The organism is Dehalococcoidia bacterium, assembly GCA_035574915.1.
Lineage (GTDB): Bacteria > Chloroflexota > Dehalococcoidia > DSTF01 > WHTK01 > DATLYJ01.
Genome location: DATLYJ010000078.1, coordinates 38083 through 62419, shown reverse-complemented (window position 1 = coordinate 62419; position 24337 = coordinate 38083). Strand labels below are relative to the sequence as shown.

The window sequence follows — 24337 nt, the reverse complement described above, 5'->3', positions numbered from 1 at the left end:
TCTTACCTCAGGTCTTCCAGACGGACGAACGGCAGGCCGCCGACCTTCGTCCAGGCGGTGTCGTTGCCGAGCAGCAAGTCGCAACCAGTTTCGATGGCTGTGGCCATGATAACGGCATCCGCAATGCTGATCCTGTTCACGGGGCGGAGGCGAGCCGCCCGCCGGGCAATGCTGCGGCTCATCTCTACCACGTAAATCCCGTCCTCGGACAGGAAGTCCTCGATCATCTCGACCGCTTCGCGGTTGCCGTCCCGCTCCGGTTTGACGAGCAGCTCCGCCTCGGTGATCGCCGAGAGGACCATGATGGCCTCGTCATCCCGGACGCGGTCGAGGAGAGGCAGGAGGACGCGCAGATAGGGCTGCATGCCCTGGAGGTAGTAGATGACGGCGCTCGTATCGAGGCAGAAGCGCCGGCTATTCTCGAGCGCTTCCTTCCCTACCAGCCCAGGCCCTCTCGATCTCCGCCGCGCGCGCGTCTTCTGTCCGCAGGCCCTTGATGTAGGCATCCGCCTCCTGCCGGGTGGCGCCATACAGCCCGCTCAGGCTGCCGGCGTAATGCCTGACCCAGTCCCGCGGACGCGGCCGCAGGACCAGGCGGTTACCCTCCCGGCCTACGGCCAGGCGGTCCCCCGGGCCCAGGCCCATCTCCCGCAGGAGGTGCGCCGGCAGGGTTATCTGGTTTTTGCTGCTTATCGTGCTCACTGCCGGTCCCTCCTCCACCTCATACTTTACTGCGGCCTCAGCTACTTTACTATCAGCCGCAACGCTTGGCAAGTACTCAGGTGTCCTTCGGCGTGGCTTCCGGCCTTTCATCAGGGGTTGGTCCTTACCTGGGAGTCCTGGCGTCCGTGCACGTAAAGGAGGCGGTTGATCGCCTGCAATACTGCCTTGGCCGCCGCCACGATGATGTCCGTGTCCACGCCCCGGCCCGTGTACGAGCGGCCGTCTCGTTCGATGCGCACGAAGACCTCGCCGTTAGCATCGATGCCTTCGGTGACGCTCTTGACGGAGAACTCCGTGAGCTCGTTCTCTACCCCGGCGAGCGCGTTAATCGCCCGATAGGTAGCGTCTACAGGCCCGGTGCCGGTTGCGGTCTGGACCAGCGTCCTGCCGTCAGGCGTCGCCAGGCGTACGGTGGCGGTGGGAACCAATTGGGTTCCGCAGCTCACCTGCAGCAGGTCGAGCCTGAAGACGTTGTCCTCTTCGCGCCGCTCCTCGCCTACGATGGCTTCGATGTCGCGGTCATCGATCTCGGCCTTCTTGTCGGCTAGCTCCTTGAAAGCGGCGAAGGCGCGCTCGAACTCGTCCGACGTCAGCTCATAGCCGAGCTCGTCCAGGCGGGCCTTGAAGCCGTGGCGGCCCGATAGCTTCCCCAGAACGATCTCGCCGCCGCCGGTCGGCCAGCCGATCTCCCGCGCATCCATGATCTCGTAAGTCTCGCGCATCTTCAGGATTCCGTCCTGATGGATACCGGACTGGTGCCGGAAAGCATTCGCGCCCACGATGGCCTTGTTTGGCTGCACCACCATCCCTGTCAGGTCTGACACCAGGCGCGAAGTCCGGTACAGCTCGCGTGTATTGACGTTGGTTTCGACGTTGAAGAAGTCGGCGCGCGTCTTGATAGCCATCACGACTTCCTCGAGGGCGGCGTTTCCCGCGCGCTCGCCGATGCCGTTCATGCAGGTCTCGACCTGGCGGGCGCCGGCTTTTACCGCCGCGAGGCTGTTCGCGACCGCGAGGCCAAGGTCGTTGTGGCAGTGCACCGAAATCGTCGCCCGGTGGATGTTCTTCACGTTGGCCAGGATGCCCTCGATGAACTCCTTGAACTCCTCCGGCGTCGTGTAGCCGACAGTATCGGGTATGTTCACGGTCGTCGCGCCGGCATCGATGCACTGCTCCAGCATCCGGTAGACGTACTCTCGCTCCGAGCGCGTCGAGTCCATGGGGCTAAACTCCACGTCCTCGGTGTAGCCTTTCGCCCTGGCCACCATCGTGCGGGCCATCTCGAGCACGGTCTCGCGGTCCTTCACGAGCTGGTGCATCAAGTGGATGTCCGACGACGAGAGGAAGACGTGGATACGCGGGTACTTCGCGTCCTTGATGGCTTCCCAGCAGGCGTCTACGTCGTTCTTGACCGCGCGGGCCAACCCCGCCAGCCGCGAGGTCTTGATGACCTTCGCGACTTCCTTCACGGCTTCCATATCGCCGGGCGAACTGGCGGGGAAGCCGGCCTCAATGATGTCCACCCCCAGGCGCTCGAGCTGCTGCGCGATCTCGAGCTTGTCGCGCACGTTGAACGCCACGCCCGGCGACTGCTCGCCGTCGCGCAGCGATGTGTCGAAAATCAATACCTTGTCCATCCCTCACCTCCTGGCACCCGTAATCGGGCAATAGCGTGGAAGTCACGTCTGGAGGCCCTCCGCCCTCTTCGGGGCGAGGGCCGTCGGAGTCTGAGGGTATGGAACTCTCGCTGCCTCATGCCCTGCTCCCGGTGGCGACCCGGGCAAGCTTCGGCGCACCGATCAGCAACCAGGCCAGTCGCTGTTCGATCTCCCTGGTGTGGAAGCGCTCGTGCGAGATGATCCGGCGCAGCGCCTTTCGCGCTGTCCAGTGCTCGAAGCCCGCAGCCTGCCACGGCTGCCGCTTCCTGTACTCGGCAGCAAGGTCTGCTTCGCTCAGCGTGCGCAACCGCTGGACGACGCGCTCTCTCATCTCGAAGAGGCCGCCGGGCTGCGGGCCTGCAGGCCCGGCCCAGGGCGCGGAGCCAACGTTCCGGACGTAGTACCCGTCCGCGCCGGCGATGTGGTCGAGGATACCGCGCACGCTCCGCACAGCCGGCGCCCACCTGTCCACCTCGACCGCGCCGGTCGGTGGTACCCAGTCCAGCACCAGATCGGGCAGGTGGCGTACCGCGGCCAGGAGGTCAGCGCGGGCGTAGGACATGTGCCGCAGGGCCGTCTCGACCTCCTCGCGCGTGGTGGGTCGCCTGTCATCGTCGAAGCAGAACTCGCCGTCGGCGATGTCGGTGAGCGCGTCGACTTCGACCTCCTCCACCACGTCGAGCTGAAAGGGGAAGGCGTCGCGCGTGACGTCACCGTGCTGGTCTAGCCAGGCCAGGTGCTCGGCAATGACCACGGGCAGCAAGTTGAGCGCTTCCTCCCGGTCCGAAGCCACGCATTGACACCCCGGCAGGTCGAACACAACGGCCTCGACGCTTCCCTCACGGAGGGCCAGGCCTGCCCGGTATACCCTCGGCTCGACGTTCGCCTGACCGCTCACGGCTAGAGCAGGCTCCCTACCTGAGGTTTGCCCTCGCCGGCGCTGCGATAGCGGCCGTGCGTGCCGGCGGAGAGGCGGCCGGAACCGTTGACGCTGACGCTGGAGCCGCCGCCGCGGCCCATGGCCACCCGGCCCGTGCGCACGAGCTCTCTGATGCCGTACGGCTGCAGCAGCTCGCAGATCTTCTCGATCTTGTCCTCGGTGCCGGTCACCTCGACGATCAACGAGTCGGCCGACACATCGACGATGTTGGCCCGGAACAGGGTGGCGATCTCGATAATCTCGCCGCGGTTTTGCGGGCCGGCGGCGACCTTGATCAGCGCCAACTCACGGGCGACGATGTCCTCTGAGGTGATGTCGGCGATTTTCACGACCTCGATCACCTTGTAGAGCTGCTTCGTGACCTGCTCGATGTCGTGGCGGGCGCCGTCGACGGTGAAGGTCATGCGCGACAGCCCCGGGGTCTCGGAATGGCCCACGGCCAGGGACTCGATGTTGAAGCCGCGCTGCCGCCACTTGGAGGCGATGCGGTTCAGGACGCCCGGCTTGTCCTCGACGAGGGCGACGATTGTGTGGTGTTCAGACTTCGGCATGTGCTCTCTCCTTGCCCTCGAGGCCTATCGCGAGCCCGCCCGCTCGCGCTCTCGCGGCCGGATGTCCTCGTAGGTGTAGGGTGAATCCACCGTGTCCTTGAGCGCGGTCGCCGGCGGCACCATCGGGTAGGTGTTTTCGTACTCTTCGACCTGGAAGTCGATCAGCACCGGGCCGGGGTGGTTGAGCGCCGCGTCGATGGCGCCCCGGACCTGCGCTTTGTCAGTCACTCGCAGTGCCGTCATGCCGTAAGCCTCCGCCAGCTTGACGAAGTCCGGCTGGTACATGCGCACCGCGGAGAGGTTGTTCTTGTAGAACATCTCCTGCCACTGACGCACCATTCCCAGGTAGCCGTTGTTGATGATCGCGAACTTCACCGGCAGTTCGTACTCGACGATTGTCGCGAGCTCCTGAGAGGTCATCTGGAACCCGCCATCGCCGCAGATCGACCACACAGTCTCCTTCGGCGCGGCGAACTGAACGCCCATGGCCGCGGGCACCTCGAAGCCCATGGTCCCGAGCCCGCCGGAGGTGATGAAGCCGTTGGGCTTGTCCACCCAGAAGTACTGCGCCGCCCACATCTGGTGTTGTCCCACGCCGGTGACGTAGTAGGCGTCGGCCCCGGATGCGTCGTAGATGGACTTGATCACGTACTGGGGGAGGAGCTTGTCGACCTCCGGGATCAGGATCGAAGGGTGCTCCTTCTGCATGCGGCGGAACCAACCGATCCACTCGTCGTGGCGGGCGGGGGAGACCTCACGGTTGAGCTGGCCCAGCACCTCCTTTACGTCGCCGACGATGGGCACGGCGGTGGGGACGTTCTTGCCGATCTCGGCCGGGTCGATGTCCACGTGGATGATCTTCGCGTTCGGTGCGAACTCGGTGAGCTTGCCCGTGACCCGGTCGTCGAAGCGCATGCCGATGCCGATAATGAGGTCTGCTTCGCCGATGGCGATGTTGTTCCAGTACATGCCGTGCATGCCCGGCATGCCCATGAAGAGCTCGTGCGTCCCGGGGAAGCCGCCGAGCCCGAGAAGAGTGGTGATCACCGGTATCTGCGTCTTTTCGGCGAACTCGCGCAGCTCTTCGTGGGCGCGGGCGATGTTGACGCCGTGGCCGGCCAGGATCAGCGGCCGCTGCGCCTCCGCGATGAGCTGGGCAGCGCGCTTCACCTGGCGGGCGTTACCCTTCGTCACGGGCTGGTAGCCGCGCAATTCCACCGTCTCCGGGTAGATGAACTCGCACACCTGTTGCTGGATGTCGCGCGGGATGTCGACGAGCACCGGACCGGGGCGGCCTGTCGTGGCGATATAGAAGGCCTCACGGATCGCCGGGGCGATGTCCTCCACATTGAGGACGAGAGTGTTGTGCTTGGTGATGGGGATGGTGATCCCTGTGATGTCGGCCTCCTGGAAGCCGTCCCGGCCGATGAGCCAGGTGACGACGGAGCCGGTAATGCAGACCAGGGGCACCGAGTCCATCCAGGCGTTAGCGATCCCGGTCACCAGGTTCGTGGCGCCGGGGCCTGAGGTCGCCCAGGCGACTCCGGCCTTGCCCGTGACGCGAGCGTAAGCGTCAGCGGCGTGGGCCGCTGCCTGCTCGTGCCGGACGAGGACGTGGCGGATGTTGGGATAGTCCTTGAGGGTGTCGTACATGGGCAGGTTGGCCCCGCCCGGATAGCCGAAGACGACCTCCACGCCCTCGCGCTGGAGGCATTCCATGACTATTTGCGCGCCAGTGAGCTTCATACGTCCTCCTTAGGACGGACAGCCGATTTCGACTGACTGAGATTCTGAGGTGCGCCCCGTTGCGGTCCCCGATGGGCTTCGGGGGACGGGGCTAAGTAAGGAGGAGGCTCAGTAGCCGCGACCTGGGTCCGGCCGCGCCCGAGCCGACCACGCGAGCGATTACCGCCCGGTCTCGGCGAAGCTGCATAGCATCGACCGAGACCTTATCGGCCTCCAGCGCTGCGTTTCGGCTCATCGTCGTCACTTGCCTGACGTTGCCTCTCGTTAAGTTTGCCCAACGGGCCGCATCAAAAGAAAACCGCCTCTCCAGGGACCCCGGGGAGACGGGACGGTACCACCCTGGTTCCCCTTCGTGATTGTCGAAAGGGCACCTCGTTCGCTGTATCGGGCTTACCCGCACTGGCCTACTCGGATTCAGCCGGTGGGCTCCGGGTCGAGTTCGGGGCGCTAAGGCTGCCGGCTTCCACCGTCCCGGCTCGCTGATCGCCCGAGGCGATCCCCTACTACTACCCTTCGACGCCGTGCGCTATTGAGTTCAGGTATCAAGCCTAGGGCGACCGTAATGCGTTGTCAATAACTAGTTACCCGGTTCCACATGTCCGGCGTCGGGAGTCCGGTGCCGGAGGCGTGGAGGAAGGCTGCCTTAGGGGCAGCCAGTGTCATGCCCGGCATGGGTGGTCGCAGGCGCAACTCCAGGGAGGATCCTCGGCGCGGCGATGACGTGGTACTTAGCCGCGAGGCTCCAGGACCACGACAGTGGTGTCTGCAGGGAGGCTGCTCTTTGTGACGTTGAGGCGCGCTTCCGGCGCCCTGGATTCGGCGCCGATCTCCTTCAGGAAACGGTCGACTCCTTCCAGGTCACCGGTGGCGCCCGCCGTCTTGAAGCGCATGGGGATGACGATCTTTGGCTCCAGCAGGCTTACGGCTTCGGCGGCGGCGCGGGCGTTGAGGGCGCCGCCGCCGCCCACCGGAACAAGGAGGACATCGCAGCCGACCAACTGTTCGACATCGTCGGCGTGTGGGACCTGGCTGACCAGCCCGAGGTGACAGACGCGGATGTCATCGATATCGAGGACGAAGGCGACGTTCCGTACCTGGCCGTCCTTCTTATCTCGGCGGGTGCGTACGCCTGTAATCAGGATGCTGGCGATCTCGTATTCGCCGGGGGCTGAGACGAACTTGGCCTCGCCCTGGACTGCTTGTCTGTAGTTGGACTCGGCGCCGTCGTGACTAATGGTCACGACATCGGCGCCGACCTTGCCGATCTTGAAACCGGTCGACGGCGGGCACGGGTCCGTCAGCGCGACCGCCTCCCGCCCACGCAGGCGGAAACAGTTCTGTCCAAGCCATGTGATCTCCACTACCGGCATGATACGGCTTGTCGCGGTTAAGGACATCCGCATAGGCGTTCGAGCAAAATCACATGGACAATCGCCGCGACGGCCTGTCATCCGGTGGACAGACGGAGGCCGGTCAGTTACGATCCAGATACCCTGTCCGCCCGAGCGGGCATCCCCTTAAGGAGACCCCCTTGCCGAAGCCGAGCCGGAAAGGCATATCCGCCCGAAAGCGCCTGCGCCAGTCGCTCAAGCGCCGACAGAGAAACCGCTCGATCAAGAGCAAGACCAGGACCCTCGTAGGGAAGGCGATCGCGTACATTGCCGCCGATGTCGCCAACGCCGAAAGCTACGTCCGGCAGGCGATCAGCGGGCTTGACCGTGCAGCGCAAAAGGGCGTGCTCCACCCGAACGCCGCCGCGCGCAGCAAGTCGCGCCTGCTGAAGCGCTTCAACCTCGCGACAGCCAACGCGGTCGCCGCCGCGGCTACATCGCCTGCCGCCGCCTCTGAGCAGCCGGCGCCGCGCCGTGGCGCTACCGCGTCCGCTCCCAAGGCGGAGGAGAGCCCGGCGAAGAAGGCGCCGCCGCGACGGCCCAAGGCCGAGCCTAAGGCCGAGACCAAGACCAGGACTCCGCGGGCGAAGAAGACCAGCTAGGCGGCGCATGAAGGCCTGCGTCTTCAAGGGACCGGGTGAGCTAGCCGTCCTCGATGTCCCCGACCCCGAGCCCGGAGCGGGTGAGGTCCTCCTGCGCACCGGCGCTACCGGCCTCTGTCACTCGGACGTCCGTGTCTTCAAGGGCGAAAAGTACGCCCGTCCCGGCGTCATTCCCGGGCACGAGATCTCCGGCACGATTGCTGCCATTGGTCAGGGCGTGACGGGGCTCCAGGCCGGGCAGGCGGTAGCGCTCTGTCCCATCATCGCCTGCGGGGTGTGCGAGTTCTGTCGCGTGGGCAAGAGAAACCGCTGTCCGCAGCGGGTCACCCTGGGCTATGACGAAAACGGCGGGCTCGCCGAGTACGTCCTCGTACCGGCGCCGATCGTGCGCCTGGGGCACGTCTTTCCCTTGCCCGCGGGCCTTCCCCTGGAGCAGGCCTCCTTGCTGGAGCCGGCGGCCTGCGTCCTCAACTCGCTCGAGCTGCTCGGCGTGGGCGGAGGCACCACGCTGCTCCTCATCGGCGCCGGCCCCATGGGCCTGCTCCACCTGGTGCTGGCACGCCGGCTCGGCGCCGTGGTCATCGCCAGCGAGCCGGAGGAAGGGCGCCGGGCCTGGGCTCGCAAGCTCGGCGCTGTCGACACGATTGACCCGGCCTCCCAGGACCTCGGGGCGCGGGTCAAGGAGCTGACTGACGGCAAGGGCGCCGACGTGGCGGTCGTGACCGCTGGCGTGGGGCCGGCGGTCGCTTCCACTCTCGGGGCCGTACGCCGTCAGGGCTACATCGGCCTCTTCGCCGGGTTCCCGCCCCAGACCATCGTCAACCTTGACCCCAACGTCATCCACTACAACGAGCTGGTCCTGACCGGCTCCCAGAACGCCACCATCGACCAGTACCGGAGGACGCTGGAGCTACTGCCCTCGCTCCCTGACCTTCGCCAGATCGTGTCGCACACGTTCTCGATCGACCAGGCGCCCAGGGCGTACGAAACCCGCCTCGAGCATGAGGGGTTGAAGTCGGAAGTAGTGTTTTCCGTCCGGACACCTTGAGAGCGCGCCCTGGTCGTTCTCGGCGCCTGTTAAGCCTTCTGTGACAGGATCACCCGAGCGGTCCGCCCGCACAGATTCACCGGCCACTTCAGCGGGACAGGCCCACGATGCCCGCACAGTCTTCGTTTGACGCCTCTCGCGCGCTGACCCTACACTTTTTCTGGTTCAGTCCGATCCCACGGGGCGAAGGAGGAAGCGTTATTGGCTGAAGTAATCGTTGGAGAACATGAGTCCTTCGAGTCCGCGCTCAAGCGGTTCACCAAGAAGGTCCAGCAAGACGGGATACTCGCTGAAGCGCGGCGCCGCGAACACTACGAGAAGCCCAGCGTAAAGAGGAAGAAGAAGGCCGCTGCCAAGCGCCGCAAGAGCCGCAAGTCCTCCTCCTGACCGCAAAGACCCCGCCCGAATTCCACACAGGCAGCCCTGCTGCACCTGAAGTCGTGCTCGCGCCCCGCTGGCGAGCAGGCGGCGAAGCGATATGAGCATCAAAGAGACGATGAACCGCGATCTCCGTGAGGCCCTGCGCGCCCGCGACGAGACGCGCAAGAGCACCCTCCGCATGGCCCTCTCCGCGGTGCACAACGCCGAGATCGCCGCCGGCGGCCCACTTGATGACGCCGGCGTCATGGCTGTGTTGGCGCGAGAGGTCAAGCAGCGGCGGGAGAGCATCGAGGAGTTCCGCAAGGGAAACCGCCAGGACCTCGTCGACAGGGAGCAGGCGGAGATCGACGTGCTCATGGGCTACCTCCCCCAACAACTCTCGCGCGAGGAGATCGTCGCCGAGGCGCGCAAGATCATCGAGCAGGTAGGTGCCAGCGGCCCGCGCGACAAGGGCAAGGTGATGCCGGTCCTCATGGCCCAGCTCCGTGGCAAGGCCGATGGAGCCGAGGTCAACGCGGTGGTGACAGAGCTCCTCGGCGGCGCCTGAAAGGCGGCGGACTTCCAAGAGGTCGCGAGAAAGCTCCCGAAAACACCGCATTCCGGACCTGCACCCGGGTTACGACTACGTCCAGCGCATCGGCTGGGCGCGGCCCCGCCATCGGGCCGCCCCGGCAGCGGATATGATGGACTGTAGGCGGCTACGCCATGCCGAACGAGCGCACTCCTTCGAACACGATAACCCTCGTAGCGACGACGCTGCTGGCCCTGGCCCTCTTCGCCGCGCTCCTGCCCGTGACGGCCGGCAGCGTGAACCTGAAAGAAGGTGACATCGCCTTTCGGACCGTCCATGCGCCGCGGGACATCTCTTTCGCCAGCCAGGCGCTCACGGAAAAACGACGCGATGAGGCGGCGGCCGCCGTCCCGGAGTCCCTGATCTACGACCCCTCGGTTGCCGTTACCCAGCAGACGGCGATGAGCAATCTCCTCGCCCGAATTTCGGCGGTCAGGGACGATGCGCAGCTAAACCAGGCAGCCAAGGCTACGGCCTTGAGCCGGATCGAGAACCTGAGCCTCTCGCAGCGCAGCGCAACGCTGCTGCTCACCATGACGCCTCAGGAGTGGCAGCGCGTGCAGGGGGAGGCGCGGCGCACGCTCGGCACCATCCTCGACCAGTCGCTGCCGCCGTCCCAGATCTCGGACATGCGCGAGCGGGCGGTCACGTACGTAGACCCGGGATTCGACCGCGAGGAGGCGACGCTCATTTCGGAGATCGTGCGGCCGCTGATCGCGCCCAACCTGGCGGTCGACCAGGCGCGGACGGAGGCTCAACGCCAGGCGGCCCGGGCGAGCGTGGCGACCGTGCGGGTCACCTTCGCCAAGAACCAGCCCATCGTCGAGAAAGACACCCCCGTTACGGCCGAGGCGCGGGAGGCGCTGCTCCAGGCCGGGCTGCTGAGCCAGCGTTGGGACCCGGACCTCCTCGGCGGGATTGCCCTGATGTCGGTCCTCTCGGCGGTCGGGACGGTCGCTGCCATCAGGGCGCTGAGGCCCAGGGTGTTGTTCAACTACCGCCAGCTGCTCGCTGTCGGGCTGGCGCTCGTCGGCCCCGTGTTCGCGATGAAGTTCTATCTGCCCCTCATCCTGCCGGATGACAGCCGCCACTTCCTCGCCTTCCTCTTGCCGGTCGCGGCGGCGCCAATGGTTGTCGCGGGGGCCGTGGGTGTCGAGCTCGCGCTCGTGGTGGCGATAGGCATCGCTTCGCTCGCCAGCTTTTCGGCCGTGTACCTTTCGGACCTGACGGTCGTCGGGTTGGTTGGCACCGTCGACCTCGCTCGGCTGGCCCTGGCTTTCGGGTTCGGCGGCGTCGCGGGCGTGCTCGCGATCCGCAGCGCCGAGCGCTTCAGTCACTACCTGCTGGGCGGGCTTTCCGTCGGCATCGCCACCTTGTCCGTGCTCGCCGCATCCTGGCTAATCGACCCGAACCGGGAGACGAATGACTTCGCCTGGATGATCCTCGCGAGCTTCGCGAATGGCGGCATCAGCGCTTTTCTCTCAGCGGGTATCTTCGTGACCCTTGGCTCCGTGTTCGGCATCACCACCCGCCTGCAGCTCCTGGAGATGTCGCAGCTCAGCCAGCCGCTCATGCGCAGGATGCAGGAGGAGGCTCCGGCTACTTTCCAGCACAGCGTGATCGTCGCGAACCTGGCGGAGAAGGGCGCTTACGTTATCGGCGCCGATCCGCTGCTGGCGCGCGTGGGCAGCTACTACCACGACATCGGCAAGCTCATGCGCCCGGGTTTCTTCGTCGAGAACCAGTTCGGTGAGGGCAACCCGCACGACGCCCTCGAGCCGGCCGACAGCGCCCGCATCATAATCGATCACGTCACGGACGGGCTTGCGCTGGCGCGCCAGTACGGCCTGCCGGCGCGCGTTGCCGCGTTCATACCGGAGCACCACGGCACGCGGTTAGTCTCCTACTTCTACCGCAAGGCGGCAGAAGCCGACCCGATGGTCTCGCCGGCCGAGTTCCGCTATCCGGGTCCACGGCCCCAGTCGCGCGAGACAGCGATCACGATGCTCGCCGACTCCTGCGAGGCGGTGGTGCGGGCAAGCGCGCAACATACGCCGGAGCGGATCAGCGAGCTGGTAGACGAGGTCTTCGCCGAGCGCCTGGCCGAGGGCCAGCTGGACGAATCCGACCTCACGCTGCGCGACATCCGCACCCTGGCGCAGTCCTTCAAGGAGACGCTGCGCGCCGTTTACCACCCGCGGGTCGAGTACCCGGCGCCGACGCCGGCAGAGCTGCGGCTGCGCCGGCGGGCGCTGCCGCGCCTGCTCGACCGGCGTCCCTAGGCGCGACTACTTGCCGCTGTAGATGATCTCGCCGTCGTGCCACTCCGGGTCCGCGGCGAGCAGGGCCCGGAGGCGCTGGTAGCGCTTGTCCTGCTCCGGGTCGTCCGCGTTCTTCTGGTAGGACGCCTTGTCGCGGAAGATCACGGCCATGTAGAACTCGTTCGGGTTGTCGTCCATCCGGTAGACGGTCGTCGAGATGTGCCCGTCGATGTTCAGGCTCTCGTAGGACTTCATCTCCTCGGTGAGCTTCGCCTCCATGCCGGGTTTGAGCGTGAATCTAGCAACAGTCCCGTACATTTCGATCCCCTCCTGAACTTGTACTCAAGGCGGTCGTGCCCTGGACTCTGCCAGATTTTGACTGCCCGGTCGACCAAATGCCTGCGTGTTTACACGGATTTATGGCCGTTCGAGCACGTAAGTCCGGGGAACAGCAAAAGCTCGAGGCCCACGAGCCGATGATGACTATGACGGGTGCGCGGCCCATCGCGGCCAGCGCGCCTGCTGCAGCCGCCCCGCCGGTGCGGAGGCCGCCCTTGGCCGGGTCTGCGCACCAGAAATGCAAGGGACCTGCCGCTAAGGCAGGTCCCTGTTGTGTGGCCGAGGCTCAAGGCTATTCCTCGCCGGGCTTCTCCTCCGCCGACGGCGCTGCTTCTTCCACGGCTTCCGGTGCCTCCTCTGGCGCCTCCTCGACCTCCTCGACTTCCTCGACGCGCGGCGCTGTCACCTGAGCGACCACGACATCCGGTGGCGTCAGGACCGTTACGGTCGGTGGCACATTGAGGTCAGAAACATGGATGGAACTGTCGAGCTCCTTCAGCTTCGAAATGTCGACCTCGATATGAGCGGGGATGTCGAGCGGCAACGCCTCGATGTGCAGCACGTCCGTCTGCTGGGTGAGGACGCCGTTGTAGGTCGAAACGGCCTCGGAGCTGCCCACGAGTACCAGTGGCACGTCCGCGCGCATCTTTTCCCGCAGCGAGACCTGGTAGAAGTCGGCGTGTAGCGGACTCCCGTCCAGGGGGTCGCGGCTCAGGTGCTGGACGATAGCTGGCCGCGGCGTGCGCTCGCCCGCGAGCTTGAGGTCGATGACCTCATTTTTCGTGGACGCCCTCAATAGCTTGATGAGGGCCGACGTTTCGACCTGGACCGCGACGGATTGCAGGTGGCGCCCGAAGATGTTCCCGGGCAAGATGCCGGCCCGGCGCAGCCGCGCGACCTTCTTGCCGGTCACCGTGCGCGGTTCAAGTGTCAGCTCCTTACGGGCCATGAGAGTCCTCTCCGAAAGTTAGGTTAGCTGTCTTTGCGGCTGAAGGCCGCGCCCAGCAGCCTTCGGGCTATGTAATACCCGGCGCCGAAAGCGAAGGCGGCCGGGATTGTGAGCACGGCCTGGAGGTTACCGTTCACGCGGGGCGCGAGCAGCAGGAAGACACGGCCGTCTTCGATGCGGACGTAGTCCGCCGCGGCAACGCCGGCGCTGCTCCCTTTCAGCTCGATCGTGGACGCGTTGGCGATGCCGATCACGCTCTGGTTCGCCGAGAGCGCGTCCGAGGTGAGGCGCTGGACCATCGAGCGGTCAACCTGGGCGTTCGCGGCCGTAACGCTACGGACCGCGCTGCGCTCGACGTTCACCCGTTCAGACTGGTAGTCGTTCGTAAACACGTCCTTGTCGCTTCTTAGCGGCTTCGACCTTAACAAATGCCAGGACCGCAGGCAACCTCGGCCGGTTGGTCGGCTGATTGGCGGGGTGGCGACGGCGCGAGTTCCCCGGTTAGAGGGGAGCCACTTGCGCCTGGGCCGCTGGCGCCACGCGGCCGAGGGGGACGATCACCATCTCGATGCCGCCTGGCCCGGAGATCACCTCTGCATCGACTCCGAAGACCCGGCGCAGGGTGTCCGAGGTCAGTACGACGCCCGGCGGCCCCTCACAGTCGACATGCCCGTCGTTCACGACCACCACCCTGCCGGCGTAGCGCGCGGCCTGGTTGAGGTCGTGCAGGACCATCACCACCGTAATCCCGTGCTCCCTGTTCAGGTATCGCACGAGGTCCAGGACCTCGATCTGGTGGCTCAGGTCGAGGAACGTCGTGGGTTCATCGAGAAGGAGGACGCGCGGCTGCTGGGCCAGCGCCATCGCTATCCAGACACGCTGCTTTTCGCCGCCGGAGAGCGTCGACATGCCGCGGCGCCTCAGGTCGATGACCGCGGTCTCCTTCATCGCCCAGGCCACCGCTTCGCGGTCACTTCGCGTGGGCACGCCAAGGAGGCCCTGGTGCGGGCTGCGTCCCATCCACACCAGTTCCTCGACCGTCATGTCGTTGGCGAGCGTCGGGCCCTGGGGCAGCAGGGCCAACTCGCGCGCCACCTCGCGGGTCGAAAGCGAGGAGATCGCTTTGCCATCGAGCAGGACTGCGCCGGCCCTGGGTTTGAGGACCCGGGCGAGGGCGCGCAGTATCGTCGACTTTCCGGAGCCGTTCGGCCCCACCAGGGTCACTATCTCGCCCTCGGCGATGTCGATGTCGAGGCCGCGCAGGACCAGCCTTCCGTCGTAACCGGCGTCGATGCTGTCGGCGCGCAGCTTCATGCTCGCCTCCGGACGAGGTAGACGAACACGGGGCCTCCGAGCACAGCCGTGAGGACGCCCACCGGAAGCTCACGCGGGTCGAAGGCCGTGCGCGCGGCGGTGTCGGCGAAGATGAGCAAACAGGCGCCGAAGAGCGCCGACGTTGGGATGAGGAAGCGGTAGTCGTTCCCGAGCAGCAGCCGGCCCCAGTGAGGGATGATCAGGCCCACGAACCCGATCAGGCCCGCGACGCTTACGGCGCTGCTGGCCAGCAGCGCCGCTATCGCGGTGAGGGCCAGGCGCGTGCGCTCGACGTGCTGGCCCAGGCTCGTCGCGACCTCGTCGCCGAGAGCGATGACGTTGAGCTGGCGGGCCATCGCCATCGCGACGGCGCTTCCTCCCACGAAATAGGGCAGCAGGAGCCAGAAGTCCTCCCAGTTGCGCCCCAGGAGGCCGCCGATGAGCCATCGCAGGCCGATCTGGGCCGAGAGCTGGGAGGTCACGAGCATGGCTGAGATGACGGCCGTCAGCATGGAAGTGACGGCGATGCCAGCGAGCGCGAGCCGCGCCGGCGAAACGCCGCCCCGCCAGGCCATGGCGTATGCCAGCCCTCCGGCGGCAAGGCCGCCAAAGAAGGACACCATCTGCACCTGGTAGAAGGGCACTTCCGGAAAGAAAATGATGCCGGCCACCGCGATAGCGCCGGCGCCGGAGGAGATCCCGAATACGTGAGGGTCTGCCAGCGGGTTGCGGGTGACGCCCTGGAGGATGGCGCCGGACATTGCCAGATTGGCGCCAACCATCGCGCCGACCAGCACCCGCGGCAGGCGGATGTCTTCGACGATGATCTCCGTGGTCGCCGAGGCCGTACCGAAGAGCGCCTTCAGGACGGTGCCGGGGCCAATGTACACCGGCCCCACCGCGATACCGACAACGATCGCCGCCATCACCGCCACCAGGGCGGCGAAGGGGACGAAGACGCGCCGGTCAGCTGGCCTTGAAAACGTCTGGATAGAGGATTCTAGCAAGCTCATCGAGAATCAGGCTCACTCGCGGACCCGCTGCCTGCAGGTAGATGACCGGGTCGACCTCGTGCACGCGGCCCTCCTTCACGGCTTTGAGGCTGCCGTATACGGGACTGGCCGACATTGCCTGAGTGGTGATGTTCGGACGGCCCGGACTGATGGCGATTATCACGTCCGGGTTCTTCTCGACGATCCGCTCGATGCTGTAGTCGCTGAACCCCGGCAGCCGGAAGGTCTCGGGCTCGTTCGAGAGGACGTTGCGCGCGCCGAGGCGCTTCAGGATGTCGCCGACGTAGGAGTCATTGAGGCCGGCAAAGAGCTGCGTCGGGCCGCCGGCGACCACGACGATCACAGAGGGCGAGGTGGCGGGCTTCTTCGCCAGTATGCCGGCAAGCTGGTCCTCCAGCTTCTTTGCCTCGCGTTCGGCCGCCTCCTGGCGCCCCGTGAGGGCGCCGACCTTTCGCAGGCCAGCCGTCACGTCATCGAAGGAGTTGACGCGCACGGCCCAGACGGGCGCGCCAAGGCGAGCGAGGTCGGCCACCGTGTCCTTGTGAATGACCGCGTCGGCGATGATGAGGTCCGGCTTCATCGCGGCGATCTCTTCGTAGTTGGGTTGGTAGCTGGTGCCAAAGTGGGGCACGGCCTTCGCGGCTTCCGGATAGTCCGCCGACGACGGACGCCCGACCGGCGTCACGCCCACGGCGAAGAGCAGTTCGACGACGGAGGGGCTCATGGCGACAATACGCTGCGGCGAGGCCGGGACGGCGACGGTACGGCCGAGGTCGTCCTTCGACACATCGACTTTTCGGGTCACGGCGGTGGGAGAGGAGGTCGCCCGCTCTTCATCGCCGCCCGAGCCGCAGGCGAGGGTCAGCCCGACGAAGGGCAGTGCGATCAAAAGAGGCCATCTGAGGTGCATCTTGCTGCTCCCGAGGAGATGATTAAATCGCGAAAATCTATCTATACCTGTGTATATCTTTGAGTAGATTTTCGCGGGGCACAAAGAGTGTCACACGGCGCGCGCCAAGGCGCAAGCAAGGCAGGGGCGGCGTGCGCGCTGCCCCCGTGCCCCGGGGGCATCAGGCCGCTTCTCTCGAAAGCTGATACGGCGATCCTGTTTGACGGTCTTGCGAGGCCTTGCCTATAGTGGGTTCACCCCGCCGTAACATATGGCTGAACTCGGCAATACCCTGTCGCGCGCCCGGCGGGCGCGGGCGATAACGCTCGAAGACGCCGAGCGCGACACTCACGTTTCGAAGCGCTACCTCCAGGCCCTGGAAAACGAGGACTTCTCCGTCTTTCCGGCGCCCGTGTACGCGCGCGGCTTTCTGCGCACTTATTCCCGCTACCTGGGCCTCAATCCGGAGGAACTCATCCGCGTCTTTCCCAACCAGGAACTCACCGTCGATATAACGCCGCTGCCCGCGATCAGCCGGCCCGTGGGCAACTCCATCAGCATGAACTGGGTGATCGCGGCGTTCGTGGGCATCTTTTTGATCGGTGCGGGCCTGCTCCTGTTTTCGACCGGCAGCGATGCCGGCGTCATCGACAACACGCCGCGCCTGCCCCAGGGCACGGTCGTAAGCAACCCCCAGGTGATCCAGCCACCCCTCGCTGCCACACCCGCTTCCGGACAGTTCCAGGGCCGGCCGATCTCCGTCCAGGCCGGGCTGGTGCCGAACTTCGTCGGCGCCGACGAGGCCAGCGCCCTCGCCGTGCTGCGCGACCAGCAGATCGACTACGTGGTCATCGCCGTGCCCGACAAGACGGCGCCGCGGGGAATGGTGCTCTCCCAGACGCCGGCCGCCAATACGAAGGCTACCGCTGACCTCTCGGTCACCTTGCGCGTCAGCCGCGGCCCCGAATAGGCCGCCTCAGTCCTGGATCAGCTCGATCTCCTCTTCGATGACCTCGGCGTCCAGCCGCAGGCTGTGTACGAAGTCCAGCGCCTTCGATAGCACCTCGTTGGCGTGGGCGGAGCTGTTGGAGACGCAGCAAATGGCGAGCCCGGCCAGTTGCCAGGCATCGTTGTGCTCGACCTCGGCCACGCTGACGTTGAACTTGTTATGCAGGCGCTGCTGCAGGGACTTCACTACCTGGCGCTTGCCCTTGAGCGAGCCGTTCTCCGGCAGGCGCAGCGTTAGCCGGCAGAGGCCGATGGTCATGCCCGGCCGGACCCTCGCGCGTCCGTCAGGCGCGGCTGCGCGTTCGGCGGTGATGGCTGCTCGGGCAGCGGCGGCAGGTCCGAGGGATCCTTGAGGCCGAAGTGCTCGAGGAACTTCATGGTCGTCCCCAGCAGCGCGGGTCGCCCCGGACCCGGCGCCCGGCCCACCTCCTCGATGAGGCCGCGCGCTATCAGGGAGGCGATGGCGCCGTCCGAGTTCACGCCGCGCACCGCCTCCACCCCAGCCCTCGTTACCGGCTGACGATAGGCGATAATCGCCAGGCACTCCAGGGCGGCGCCCGAGAGGCGCTGCTTGTTCTCCTCGCCCAAAAAGCGCTCTATGTACGGTCCCGCTTCCGGTGCCGACACCATCTGTACCAGGCCGTTGCTGCGCTGCAGGCGGAGCCCGCGGCGTTCGTAGTGCGACTCCAGGTCCGCGAGCGCTGCCTCTACGTCCTCCCGAGGCCGTCGCAGGACCCTGGCCAGCGAGGCCGTATCTACGGGCGCGTCAGCCACGAAGAGGATGCCCTCGAGGACCAGGGGAAGGCTATCGCGGTCGAGGCGAGGTAGGCGCTTCATCCGCTATCGGGCCTCGGGTCGCCGGAGCCATCTGGCGCCGCAACGGCGGGTCCCGGCGATGACGTTACCTCGGCCGGTGGCGGCGGTGCCGGCGGAGGCGCTGCATCCGGTCGCATGTCCGGCCGTTGCAGTCTCAGCTCGCGGTAGTGAAGGCGGACTCGGGGCGGGTCCAGGAGCGCCACGTGCAGCCTGTCGTTCAGCACGCGCCGGGCAGCGGCGAGGGACTCATTCGTCACCTGCGCCAGATTGGCGTGCGGGTCCACGTGGAGTTCGAGGGCAAGCTCGACGCCCTTGCGCTTTGGCTTGACGGCGGCGCGCACGTCGGAGACGTTCGCCACTCCGCGTACCTCTTCCTCGATGCGCTGGCCGATGGCGGCGGTGGTCAGGATGGCCTCGCCGGCCTGGACGTCGGTTACCTTCACGCCCGGGCCGGACGAAGGCACGAACTCGAACACCAGCGCCGTGAAGGCCAGGAGGGCAACGAGGGAGGCGATAGTCGTGAGCAGCGCCTTCTGCAGGTCTTCATTGTTCTCTTCCAGCCAGTCGACGGCGTCCCTCAGCCCCGCGATCGAGTCCTCGGGCATTGCCCAGGCCAGGACGACGACGGCGACCGCGCCGGCAATCAGGGCGAGCAGCAGGAGCGTGACGACGATGCGGTTGACGAGATTCACAGCTGTCCCTCCACCCCGCCCTCGACCACGCGCGTGACCATGACAGGCGTGATCCGGTTCTCCAGATCAGCTTCGGAGGCGGCGAATACGCGCACATAGGTGTCCGTAAGGCCCTCCCAGGTGCGGCCGGCTTCCGTCTCCCGGGAGGACTCCCAGAGCACCTCAACCCTCCTGCCGGCGTAGGCAGACCGAAAGGCCACCGCCATCTCCTCCCCCAGCGCTAAGAGCCGGCGCACTCGCTCCTTCTTCACGGGTTCGGGCACCTGGTCAGTCATCTTCGCTGCGACCGTACCAAGGCGCGGGGAGTAGGGGAACACGTGTATGCCGGCGAAGGCCAGTTCGCGGCAAAACTCGTACGTCTCTTCGAACTCGGCATCGGTCTCGCCCGGAAAGCCGGCGATCACGTCGGTCGTGATGGCAACGCCGGGGATAGCCGCGCGGAGGGACTCGACGGCCGCGCGGTACTGCGCTGCCGTGTAGCGCCGTCGCATCCGGCGCAACACGGCGTCGCTGCCGCTCTGCAGCGCCAGGTGGAAGTGCCGGCACAAGCGCGGGTCCCGCCAGAGGTCGATGGTCTCGGGCGAAAGGTCCTGAGGTTGCACGGAGGACAAACGGATCCGCGGCACGCGAGTCCCTTCGAGAAGCGCCTTCAGCAATGGATAGAGGCCACGATCCGCTTCTCCCGCGGCCGCCGCCCGGCCCCGTCCCCAGGCTCCGAGCTGCGTCCCCGTGATCACGACCTCCTGGACGCCTTCGGCTTCACGCGCGAGCACCTGGGCGACGACCTCCGTCGCGCTCTTCGCCCGTTCGCGACCACGCGTCTTGGGCACGATGCAGAAGGCACAGACGTCATTGCAGCCTTCCTGGGCGGAGACGAAGGCGCGGGTGCGGAAGGGGCGCGTGGGGGCCGGCGTGACGATAGTCGGTGACCGCGTCGCGACGAGCGCCGCCGTCAGTGCCTCCTGCTGAGGTTGCCGGAAGGCCAGGTCCGCGCCGAGGGCGCCGATGGCCTCGGGGCTAGCGGTCTCGAGCATGCAGCCCGTCACGGCAATAGCAGCGCCAGGCGCGGCTTCGCGGCGCGCCAGGCGGACGAGGTGCCGCGCCTTGGCGTCCGCCACGTGGGTAACGGAGCAGGTGTTCACCACCACGGCATCTGCCCCCCGGGCCTTCTCGGTCACGGACCAGCCGGCGTCCCGCATGCGGCGCGCCATGCTCTCGGAGTCAGCCAGGTTCAGCTTGCAGCCCAGCGTCAGGATGGCGACGGTCGGCCGCTCTCGGTCCGCGGCGTCGCTGGCTGCCGGCGTAACGGGCTCCTCTAAGGTGGCGGGGTGGGTCATCGTGGGTTGCCGGCGCGACCCAGGGGCGAGGGCTGGCGAGCGTTATGGAAAGGTCGCACCGAAGGGATCATAAGCGAAAGCGGTGGCCTGTCAAACGCTGGCGCGTCCGGCAGGCCACCGCTCCGGAGGGCGGGGTGGGTGGGCTAGGTCCACCCCGATGCGGGGCTAGCTACAGCGCGTGAATCCACAGATCGGGCAGCGGAAGCAACCCTCGCCGTGGACGACGGGGCCGCCGCAGTCAGGGCAACGGGGTCCGCTTGGGCGGTAGATGAGGCGGCGTCGCTGTGCCATGTCCCTTGCTCCTAAGTACACATGTTCTAACCGTGGCGCCATTGTCTAGAACAGGCGTTCGCGTTGTCAAGTAGCTGGACTGCAAAATTGCAGGAAATTTCCAAGCCCGCGCCCGCGACTTCTCCCTCGACGGGGGCTTGTCACGCTGCTGGGCGCGCTACGGGCGGCGCCCCGCGCCCATCGGGCGCCGAATCATGCAGTGGTGACCGGCGAAGGCGGCGCTATTCGGCCAGCCAGTTGATGACGTCGCGCACGCGGTCCAGCAGTTGCTGGAGGCGCTCTGGGTCAGCGACGAGGAGGACGCCGAACACGAGGATGGCGAGGCTGATCTCGGCCACCGCTAGGCCTCGCTTGCCGCGGCGCTGAGCGTCGGCGCCTCGGTCTCCTCGTAAGCTTGCTCGAGGTAGCGCAGGAGTTCGGCCGGCAGCGGCGCGACGTCGGACGAAGCGGCGTTCTCTTCCGCTTGCTCCGGCGTCTTCACGCCAGGGATCGTGACGGCGACGTCGCGGTAGGAGAGGACGAAGGCCAGCGCCGCCTGCGCCTTGCTCGACCCGACGCCGCGGGCGACAGGGTCGAGCGCCTCGGCCCGGCGCAGCATCTGCCGGCGGCGGGCCGGCCCCAGGCGGGCGCGCCAGTCGGTGCGGTGGAACTTGTGGTCGTGGGAGTACTTCCCCGTGAGGAAGCCGGAGGCGAGCGGCACCCGAGCGATGACGCCCACCCTGTGGGCGCGCGCCGTCTCGAAGAGCTCGCGCGCCTCCTGGTCGATCACGTTGAAGACCACCTGCACGGTGTCCACGTCGCCGTTCTCTATAGCAAGGACGGCCTCGCGGGGCGAACGGACGCTGGCGCCATAGGCGCGGATCTTCCCCTCCGCTTTGAGGCGCTTCAGGGTCTCCCAGAGCTCCGGGTCCTCCAGCGCCGCCCGGGTCGGGTTGTGCAGTTGCAGGACATCGACCCAGTCGGTGCCCAGGCGCCGCAGCGACCCCTCCAGGGCCTTCTCGATGTGCGCCGGGCTGAAGTCGTGGCCTGAAGGGGCCTTCAGGCCTGCCTTGGTGGCGATGACGGCGCGGTGCCTGGCGTTGCCCTCGAGGGCCTTGCCGATCACTTCTTCGCCGTGGCCCTCGCCGTAAACGTCGGCCGTGTCGATGAAGCTGACGCCAGCGTCGATTGCCTTGCGTATCGCGGCGATGGAGGTGTCGTCGTCGACCGGGCCCCAGCCGCCGCCGATCGCCCAGCCGCCGAAGCCGACCTCCGACGTCATCAGCTGGCTGCGGCCGAGCATCCGGTAGCGCATGCGTCCTCCCGAAACAAGTGCGGGTGCTACGCAGTGTAGCACCCGCACTCGCCGCCGGAGTCCTCCTGCCGCGGCCTATCCGGCCGGCGCGGCGGCGGCCATGCGGCGCTGTAGCTCCTCCGGCGACACGTCCTCCGTGTGAGTCGCGATGAACCACATGTTGTCCCAGGCGTCGAGCACCGCTGCCTGGCGGTCGCCCCAGAACTGGTCCCGCGGCTCCTGGGACGACCTGCCGCCGGCGGCCAGCGCCTTCTGGTACACGCCGTCCACATCGTCGATGTAGACGTACAGGGCCAGGGGCTTCGGGTCGCCTTCACCCAGCATGGCCATGGAATCGCCGATGCGGAACTCGGCGTGCATTACGGAGCCGTCCGGCGCGCGCACGAGCTCCGTGACTTCGGCGCCGAAGCTGTCCTTCACGAAGTCGAGGAACCTGTCGGCGCCCCTTAGCTGGAAGAAGGGCGTTAGCGTGTGATAGTTGTCCGGTTTTGCCCTTACCATCTCGAACCTCCTTTGCTTCTTTAGCGGGAGGCCCAGGCTAGCACATATATTCTGGCACCGATAGCGGGGGAGAGGGGTCCACTGACAGCGGGCGTCAGCAGACTTTCGCGACCCTACGGGCTCGCGTCGCTCGGCTTCGGGGAAGCCTTCCTGGCCAGGGCGCTGAGCGCCTCCAGCACCAGCCGGTGCGCCACCTCGGCCGTAATCTGTCCGGGCCCGTCGTATGCCGGCGCGACCTCGACCACGTCCATGCCCACCAGCCGCACGCGCTCCACGATCCGGCGCACCGCGCGCAGCAGCTGCACCGACGTCAGGCCGCCCGGCTCGGGCGTGCCGGTGCCCGGCGCGAAGGCGGGGTCGAGGACGTCGATGTCAAGCGAGAGGTAGATCGCCTCCGGGCCGTCCAGCGCCTGTTCGATCGCCTCCTGGAGGACGGTGTCGAAGCCGCGGGCTTCGATCTCGTGCATGAAGTGCCAGCGCATGCCCTGGGCCCGCATCCACTCGAACACGTCTGGCGGCGGCCAGTAGCCGCGCAGGCCCACCTGCACGAAATTCGGCCCGGGCACCGCGCCGCTCTCGATCAGCCGCCGCATCGGCGTGCCGTGGGCGAGCAGGACGCCCCAACTGTCGTTCGCCGTGTCAGCGTGGGCGTCGAAGTGGACGATGCCGACTTTCCCGCGTCCGACCGCGTCCGCGACGGCCGTCGCGGCCGGCAGCGTGATCGAGTGGTCGCCGCCGAGGACGACAGGCACGGCGCCAAGCGCGGCCACCTCCGCGACCTTCTGACGGATCGCCTCGTGCGAGCGCTCTATGCTCGAAGGCACGATGGCGGCATCGCCGTAGTCGAATGCACGCAGGACGCGAGTCGGCTGCACCTCGAGCTCGAGGTGGTAGACGGCCCGGCCCAGGTTTGACGCCTGGCGGATCGCTCGTGGCCCGTACCTGGCGCCTGGCCGGTTCACGACTGCCATATCGAAGGGCGCACCGACGACCACGACATCCGGCCTCTCCGCCGCGAGCTGCTCGGCGCTGGCCACGTGTGGCAACTTCAGGAAGGTCGGTATGCCCGCGAAGGCGGGGTCGGCCGGCATTCGTTCGAAGACCATGGCCTGAGGATAGCGGAGAAGTGCTCCCTGTTCTCTATCCTGTTTCCATGACCTCAGACGCGCCCCGGAGCCTGGAGATTGGCGGCCGCACCTTCGTGTGGGGTGCGCGGACGTACGTCATGGGCATAATCAACGTCTCGCCCGAGTCTTTTTCCGGCGATGGCCTGGCGCGCGCCGAGGATGCGCTGCGCCAGGCGGAGCGCTTCGCGGAAGAGGGGGCGGACTTGCTGGACGTAGGCGGCCAGTCCACCCGCCCGGGGTTCGAGGAGATCAGCGCCGCCCAGGAGATCCGGCGCGTCGTGCCGGCGATCGAGCGCATCGTGAAGCGCGTCGGCCTGCCTGTCAGCATCGACACCTACCGGCGCGAGGTCGCGGAGGCGGCGCTCGACGCCGGCGCCTCGCTGCTCAACGACATCTGGGGTTTTCGCCACGACCCGGCGCTGGCAGTGCTCGCCGCCCAGCGCGGGGTGCCGGCGGTGGTGATGCATAACCAGCGCGGGCGGGAGTTCGAGGACGTGATCGGTGACATCCGCCGCGGGCTAAAGGAGAGCCTGCACATCGCCGGGCGTTCGGGGTTGGCGCGCGAGAAATTGATCGCCGACCCCGGGTTCGGCTTCGGCTGGAGTCCGGAACAGAACCTGGAGATGCTACGGCGTCTGGGTGAGCTGCGCGACCTCGGTCTGCCCCTGCTCGTGGGCACGTCCCGCAAGTCCACCATCGGCGCGGTGCTCGACAAGCCTGTCGAGGGACGCCTGTTTGGGACCGCAGCCACCGTTGCCCTTGCCATCGCCAACGGCGCCGACATCGTGCGCGTCCACGATGTCGCCGAGATGGTGGAGGTCGCGCGCATGGCCGACGCCATCGTCCGAGGCTGGCGGGCGTAGGCGCGCATGGCGCACGGACGAGGGCGGCTTCC

Annotated in this window: 27 protein-coding genes; 7 read left to right on the top strand and 20 right to left on the bottom strand. The window is 66.9% G+C overall.

Features of this window, described 5'->3' with window-relative positions; translation table 11 throughout:
- Window positions 1-2: 2 nt before the first annotated feature.
- The 7 genes from VNN10_07465 to VNN10_07435 all read right to left on the bottom strand — a co-directional run bounded on the left by VNN10_07465 (window position 3) and on the right by VNN10_07435 (window position 6979).
- Window positions 3-506: a PIN domain-containing protein gene (locus VNN10_07465; GenBank protein HXH21852.1), complete on the bottom strand. Its 504-nt coding sequence runs from the start codon at window positions 504-506 to the stop codon at window positions 3-5.
- Window positions 415-702 carry an AbrB/MazE/SpoVT family DNA-binding domain-containing protein gene (locus tag VNN10_07460; GenBank protein ID HXH21851.1) on the bottom strand — a complete coding sequence of 96 codons (288 nt, stop codon included), beginning with the start codon at window positions 700-702 and terminating at the stop codon, window positions 415-417. The genes VNN10_07465 and VNN10_07460 overlap by 92 nt, the downstream gene beginning before the upstream one ends.
- Before the next feature lie 110 nt (window positions 703-812).
- Window positions 813-2360, bottom strand: a complete 1548-nt coding sequence (locus VNN10_07455; protein HXH21850.1) for a 2-isopropylmalate synthase — start codon at window positions 2358-2360, stop codon at window positions 813-815.
- A 115-nt stretch (window positions 2361-2475) separates the two neighbouring features.
- Window positions 2476-3279, bottom strand: a complete 804-nt coding sequence (locus VNN10_07450; GenBank protein HXH21849.1) for a DinB family protein — start codon at window positions 3277-3279, stop codon at window positions 2476-2478.
- Between the two features lie 2 nt (window positions 3280-3281).
- On the bottom strand, window positions 3282-3872 hold the full coding sequence (gene ilvN / locus VNN10_07445) for an acetolactate synthase small subunit (GenBank protein HXH21848.1): 591 nt from the start codon (window positions 3870-3872) through the stop codon (window positions 3282-3284).
- Window positions 3873-3896: 24 nt separating this feature from the next.
- Complete coding sequence (gene ilvB / locus VNN10_07440) at window positions 3897-5618, bottom strand: biosynthetic-type acetolactate synthase large subunit (protein HXH21847.1); 1722 nt, start codon at window positions 5616-5618, stop codon at window positions 3897-3899.
- Between the two features lie 728 nt (window positions 5619-6346).
- Window positions 6347-6979, bottom strand: coding sequence for an MBL fold metallo-hydrolase (locus VNN10_07435; GenBank protein ID HXH21846.1), 633 nt, complete (start codon window positions 6977-6979; stop codon window positions 6347-6349).
- 170 nt (window positions 6980-7149) lie between these two features.
- On the opposite strand from VNN10_07435, the gene rpsT reads away from it, so the two are divergent.
- The 5 genes from rpsT (at window position 7150) to VNN10_07410 (ending at window position 11893) form a co-directional block, all read left to right on the top strand.
- Window positions 7150-7611, top strand: coding sequence for a 30S ribosomal protein S20 (gene rpsT / locus VNN10_07430; GenBank protein HXH21845.1), 462 nt, complete (start codon window positions 7150-7152; stop codon window positions 7609-7611).
- A 7-nt stretch (window positions 7612-7618) separates the two neighbouring features.
- Window positions 7619-8659 carry an alcohol dehydrogenase catalytic domain-containing protein gene (locus VNN10_07425; protein ID HXH21844.1) on the top strand — a complete coding sequence of 347 codons (1041 nt, stop codon included), beginning with the start codon at window positions 7619-7621 and terminating at the stop codon, window positions 8657-8659.
- A 201-nt stretch (window positions 8660-8860) separates the two neighbouring features.
- Window positions 8861-9046 (top strand): 30S ribosomal protein S21, encoded by a 186-nt coding sequence (gene rpsU, locus VNN10_07420; protein HXH21843.1) that lies wholly within the window; start codon window positions 8861-8863, stop codon window positions 9044-9046.
- A 91-nt stretch (window positions 9047-9137) separates the two neighbouring features.
- Window positions 9138-9587 (top strand): GatB/YqeY domain-containing protein, encoded by a 450-nt coding sequence (locus VNN10_07415; GenBank protein ID HXH21842.1) that lies wholly within the window; start codon window positions 9138-9140, stop codon window positions 9585-9587.
- Window positions 9588-9745: 158 nt separating this feature from the next.
- A complete protein-coding gene (locus VNN10_07410) occupies window positions 9746-11893 on the top strand; it encodes an HDIG domain-containing protein (protein HXH21841.1) in 2148 nt (715 codons plus the stop codon).
- A 6-nt stretch (window positions 11894-11899) separates the two neighbouring features.
- On the opposite strand, the gene VNN10_07405 is transcribed toward VNN10_07410, so the two are convergent.
- From VNN10_07405 to VNN10_07380, 6 genes are all read right to left on the bottom strand, one after another.
- A complete protein-coding gene (locus VNN10_07405) occupies window positions 11900-12190 on the bottom strand; it encodes an antibiotic biosynthesis monooxygenase family protein (protein ID HXH21840.1) in 291 nt (96 codons plus the stop codon).
- Window positions 12191-12503: 313 nt separating this feature from the next.
- Window positions 12504-13160, bottom strand: a complete 657-nt coding sequence (locus VNN10_07400; GenBank protein HXH21839.1) for a 50S ribosomal protein L25 — start codon at window positions 13158-13160, stop codon at window positions 12504-12506.
- Window positions 13161-13183: 23 nt separating this feature from the next.
- Complete coding sequence (locus VNN10_07395) at window positions 13184-13552, bottom strand: hypothetical protein (protein HXH21838.1); 369 nt, start codon at window positions 13550-13552, stop codon at window positions 13184-13186.
- A 109-nt stretch (window positions 13553-13661) separates the two neighbouring features.
- Window positions 13662-14474 (bottom strand): ABC transporter ATP-binding protein, encoded by an 813-nt coding sequence (locus VNN10_07390; GenBank protein HXH21837.1) that lies wholly within the window; start codon window positions 14472-14474, stop codon window positions 13662-13664.
- The gene (locus VNN10_07385; protein ID HXH21836.1) at window positions 14471-15487 is read right to left on the bottom strand and encodes an iron ABC transporter permease; all 1017 of its coding nucleotides are present in this window, start codon (window positions 15485-15487) and stop codon (window positions 14471-14473) included. Before VNN10_07385 ends, VNN10_07390 begins: the two co-directional genes overlap by 4 nt.
- Window positions 15441-16397 carry an ABC transporter substrate-binding protein gene (locus VNN10_07380; protein ID HXH21835.1) on the bottom strand — a complete coding sequence of 319 codons (957 nt, stop codon included), beginning with the start codon at window positions 16395-16397 and terminating at the stop codon, window positions 15441-15443. Before VNN10_07380 ends, VNN10_07385 begins: the two co-directional genes overlap by 47 nt.
- 250 nt (window positions 16398-16647) lie before the next feature.
- Between VNN10_07380 and VNN10_07375 the strand changes: the two genes are divergently transcribed.
- Window positions 16648-17346, top strand: a complete 699-nt coding sequence (locus tag VNN10_07375; protein ID HXH21834.1) for a helix-turn-helix domain-containing protein — start codon at window positions 16648-16650, stop codon at window positions 17344-17346.
- Between the two features lie 6 nt (window positions 17347-17352).
- Here VNN10_07375 and VNN10_07370 read toward each other — a convergent pair whose 3' ends face one another.
- The 7 genes from VNN10_07370 to speB form a co-directional block, all read right to left on the bottom strand.
- Complete coding sequence (locus tag VNN10_07370; protein HXH21833.1) at window positions 17353-17643, bottom strand: DUF503 domain-containing protein; 291 nt, start codon at window positions 17641-17643, stop codon at window positions 17353-17355.
- Entirely contained in the window at window positions 17640-18221 is a 582-nt protein-coding gene (gene scpB / locus VNN10_07365; protein ID HXH21832.1) for an SMC-Scp complex subunit ScpB, read from the bottom strand. Before scpB ends, VNN10_07370 begins: the two co-directional genes overlap by 4 nt.
- Window positions 18218-18892 (bottom strand): alkaline shock response membrane anchor protein AmaP, encoded by a 675-nt coding sequence (gene amaP / locus VNN10_07360; GenBank protein ID HXH21831.1) that lies wholly within the window; start codon window positions 18890-18892, stop codon window positions 18218-18220. Before amaP ends, scpB begins: the two co-directional genes overlap by 4 nt.
- The gene (locus tag VNN10_07355; protein HXH21830.1) at window positions 18889-20229 is read right to left on the bottom strand and encodes a MiaB/RimO family radical SAM methylthiotransferase; all 1341 of its coding nucleotides are present in this window, start codon (window positions 20227-20229) and stop codon (window positions 18889-18891) included. Before VNN10_07355 ends, amaP begins: the two co-directional genes overlap by 4 nt.
- Window positions 20230-20860: 631 nt before the next feature.
- Complete coding sequence (locus VNN10_07350) at window positions 20861-21814, bottom strand: aldo/keto reductase (protein ID HXH21829.1); 954 nt, start codon at window positions 21812-21814, stop codon at window positions 20861-20863.
- 75 nt (window positions 21815-21889) lie between these two features.
- Window positions 21890-22315: a VOC family protein gene (locus VNN10_07345; GenBank protein ID HXH21828.1), complete on the bottom strand. Its 426-nt coding sequence runs from the start codon at window positions 22313-22315 to the stop codon at window positions 21890-21892.
- A 113-nt stretch (window positions 22316-22428) separates the two neighbouring features.
- Complete coding sequence (speB, locus tag VNN10_07340) at window positions 22429-23421, bottom strand: agmatinase (GenBank protein ID HXH21827.1); 993 nt, start codon at window positions 23419-23421, stop codon at window positions 22429-22431.
- Between the two features lie 47 nt (window positions 23422-23468).
- Here speB and folP point away from each other — a divergent pair, with 47 nt between their 5' ends.
- Complete coding sequence (folP, locus tag VNN10_07335; GenBank protein ID HXH21826.1) at window positions 23469-24305, top strand: dihydropteroate synthase; 837 nt, start codon at window positions 23469-23471, stop codon at window positions 24303-24305.
- The last annotated feature ends 32 nt before the right edge of the window (window positions 24306-24337 follow it).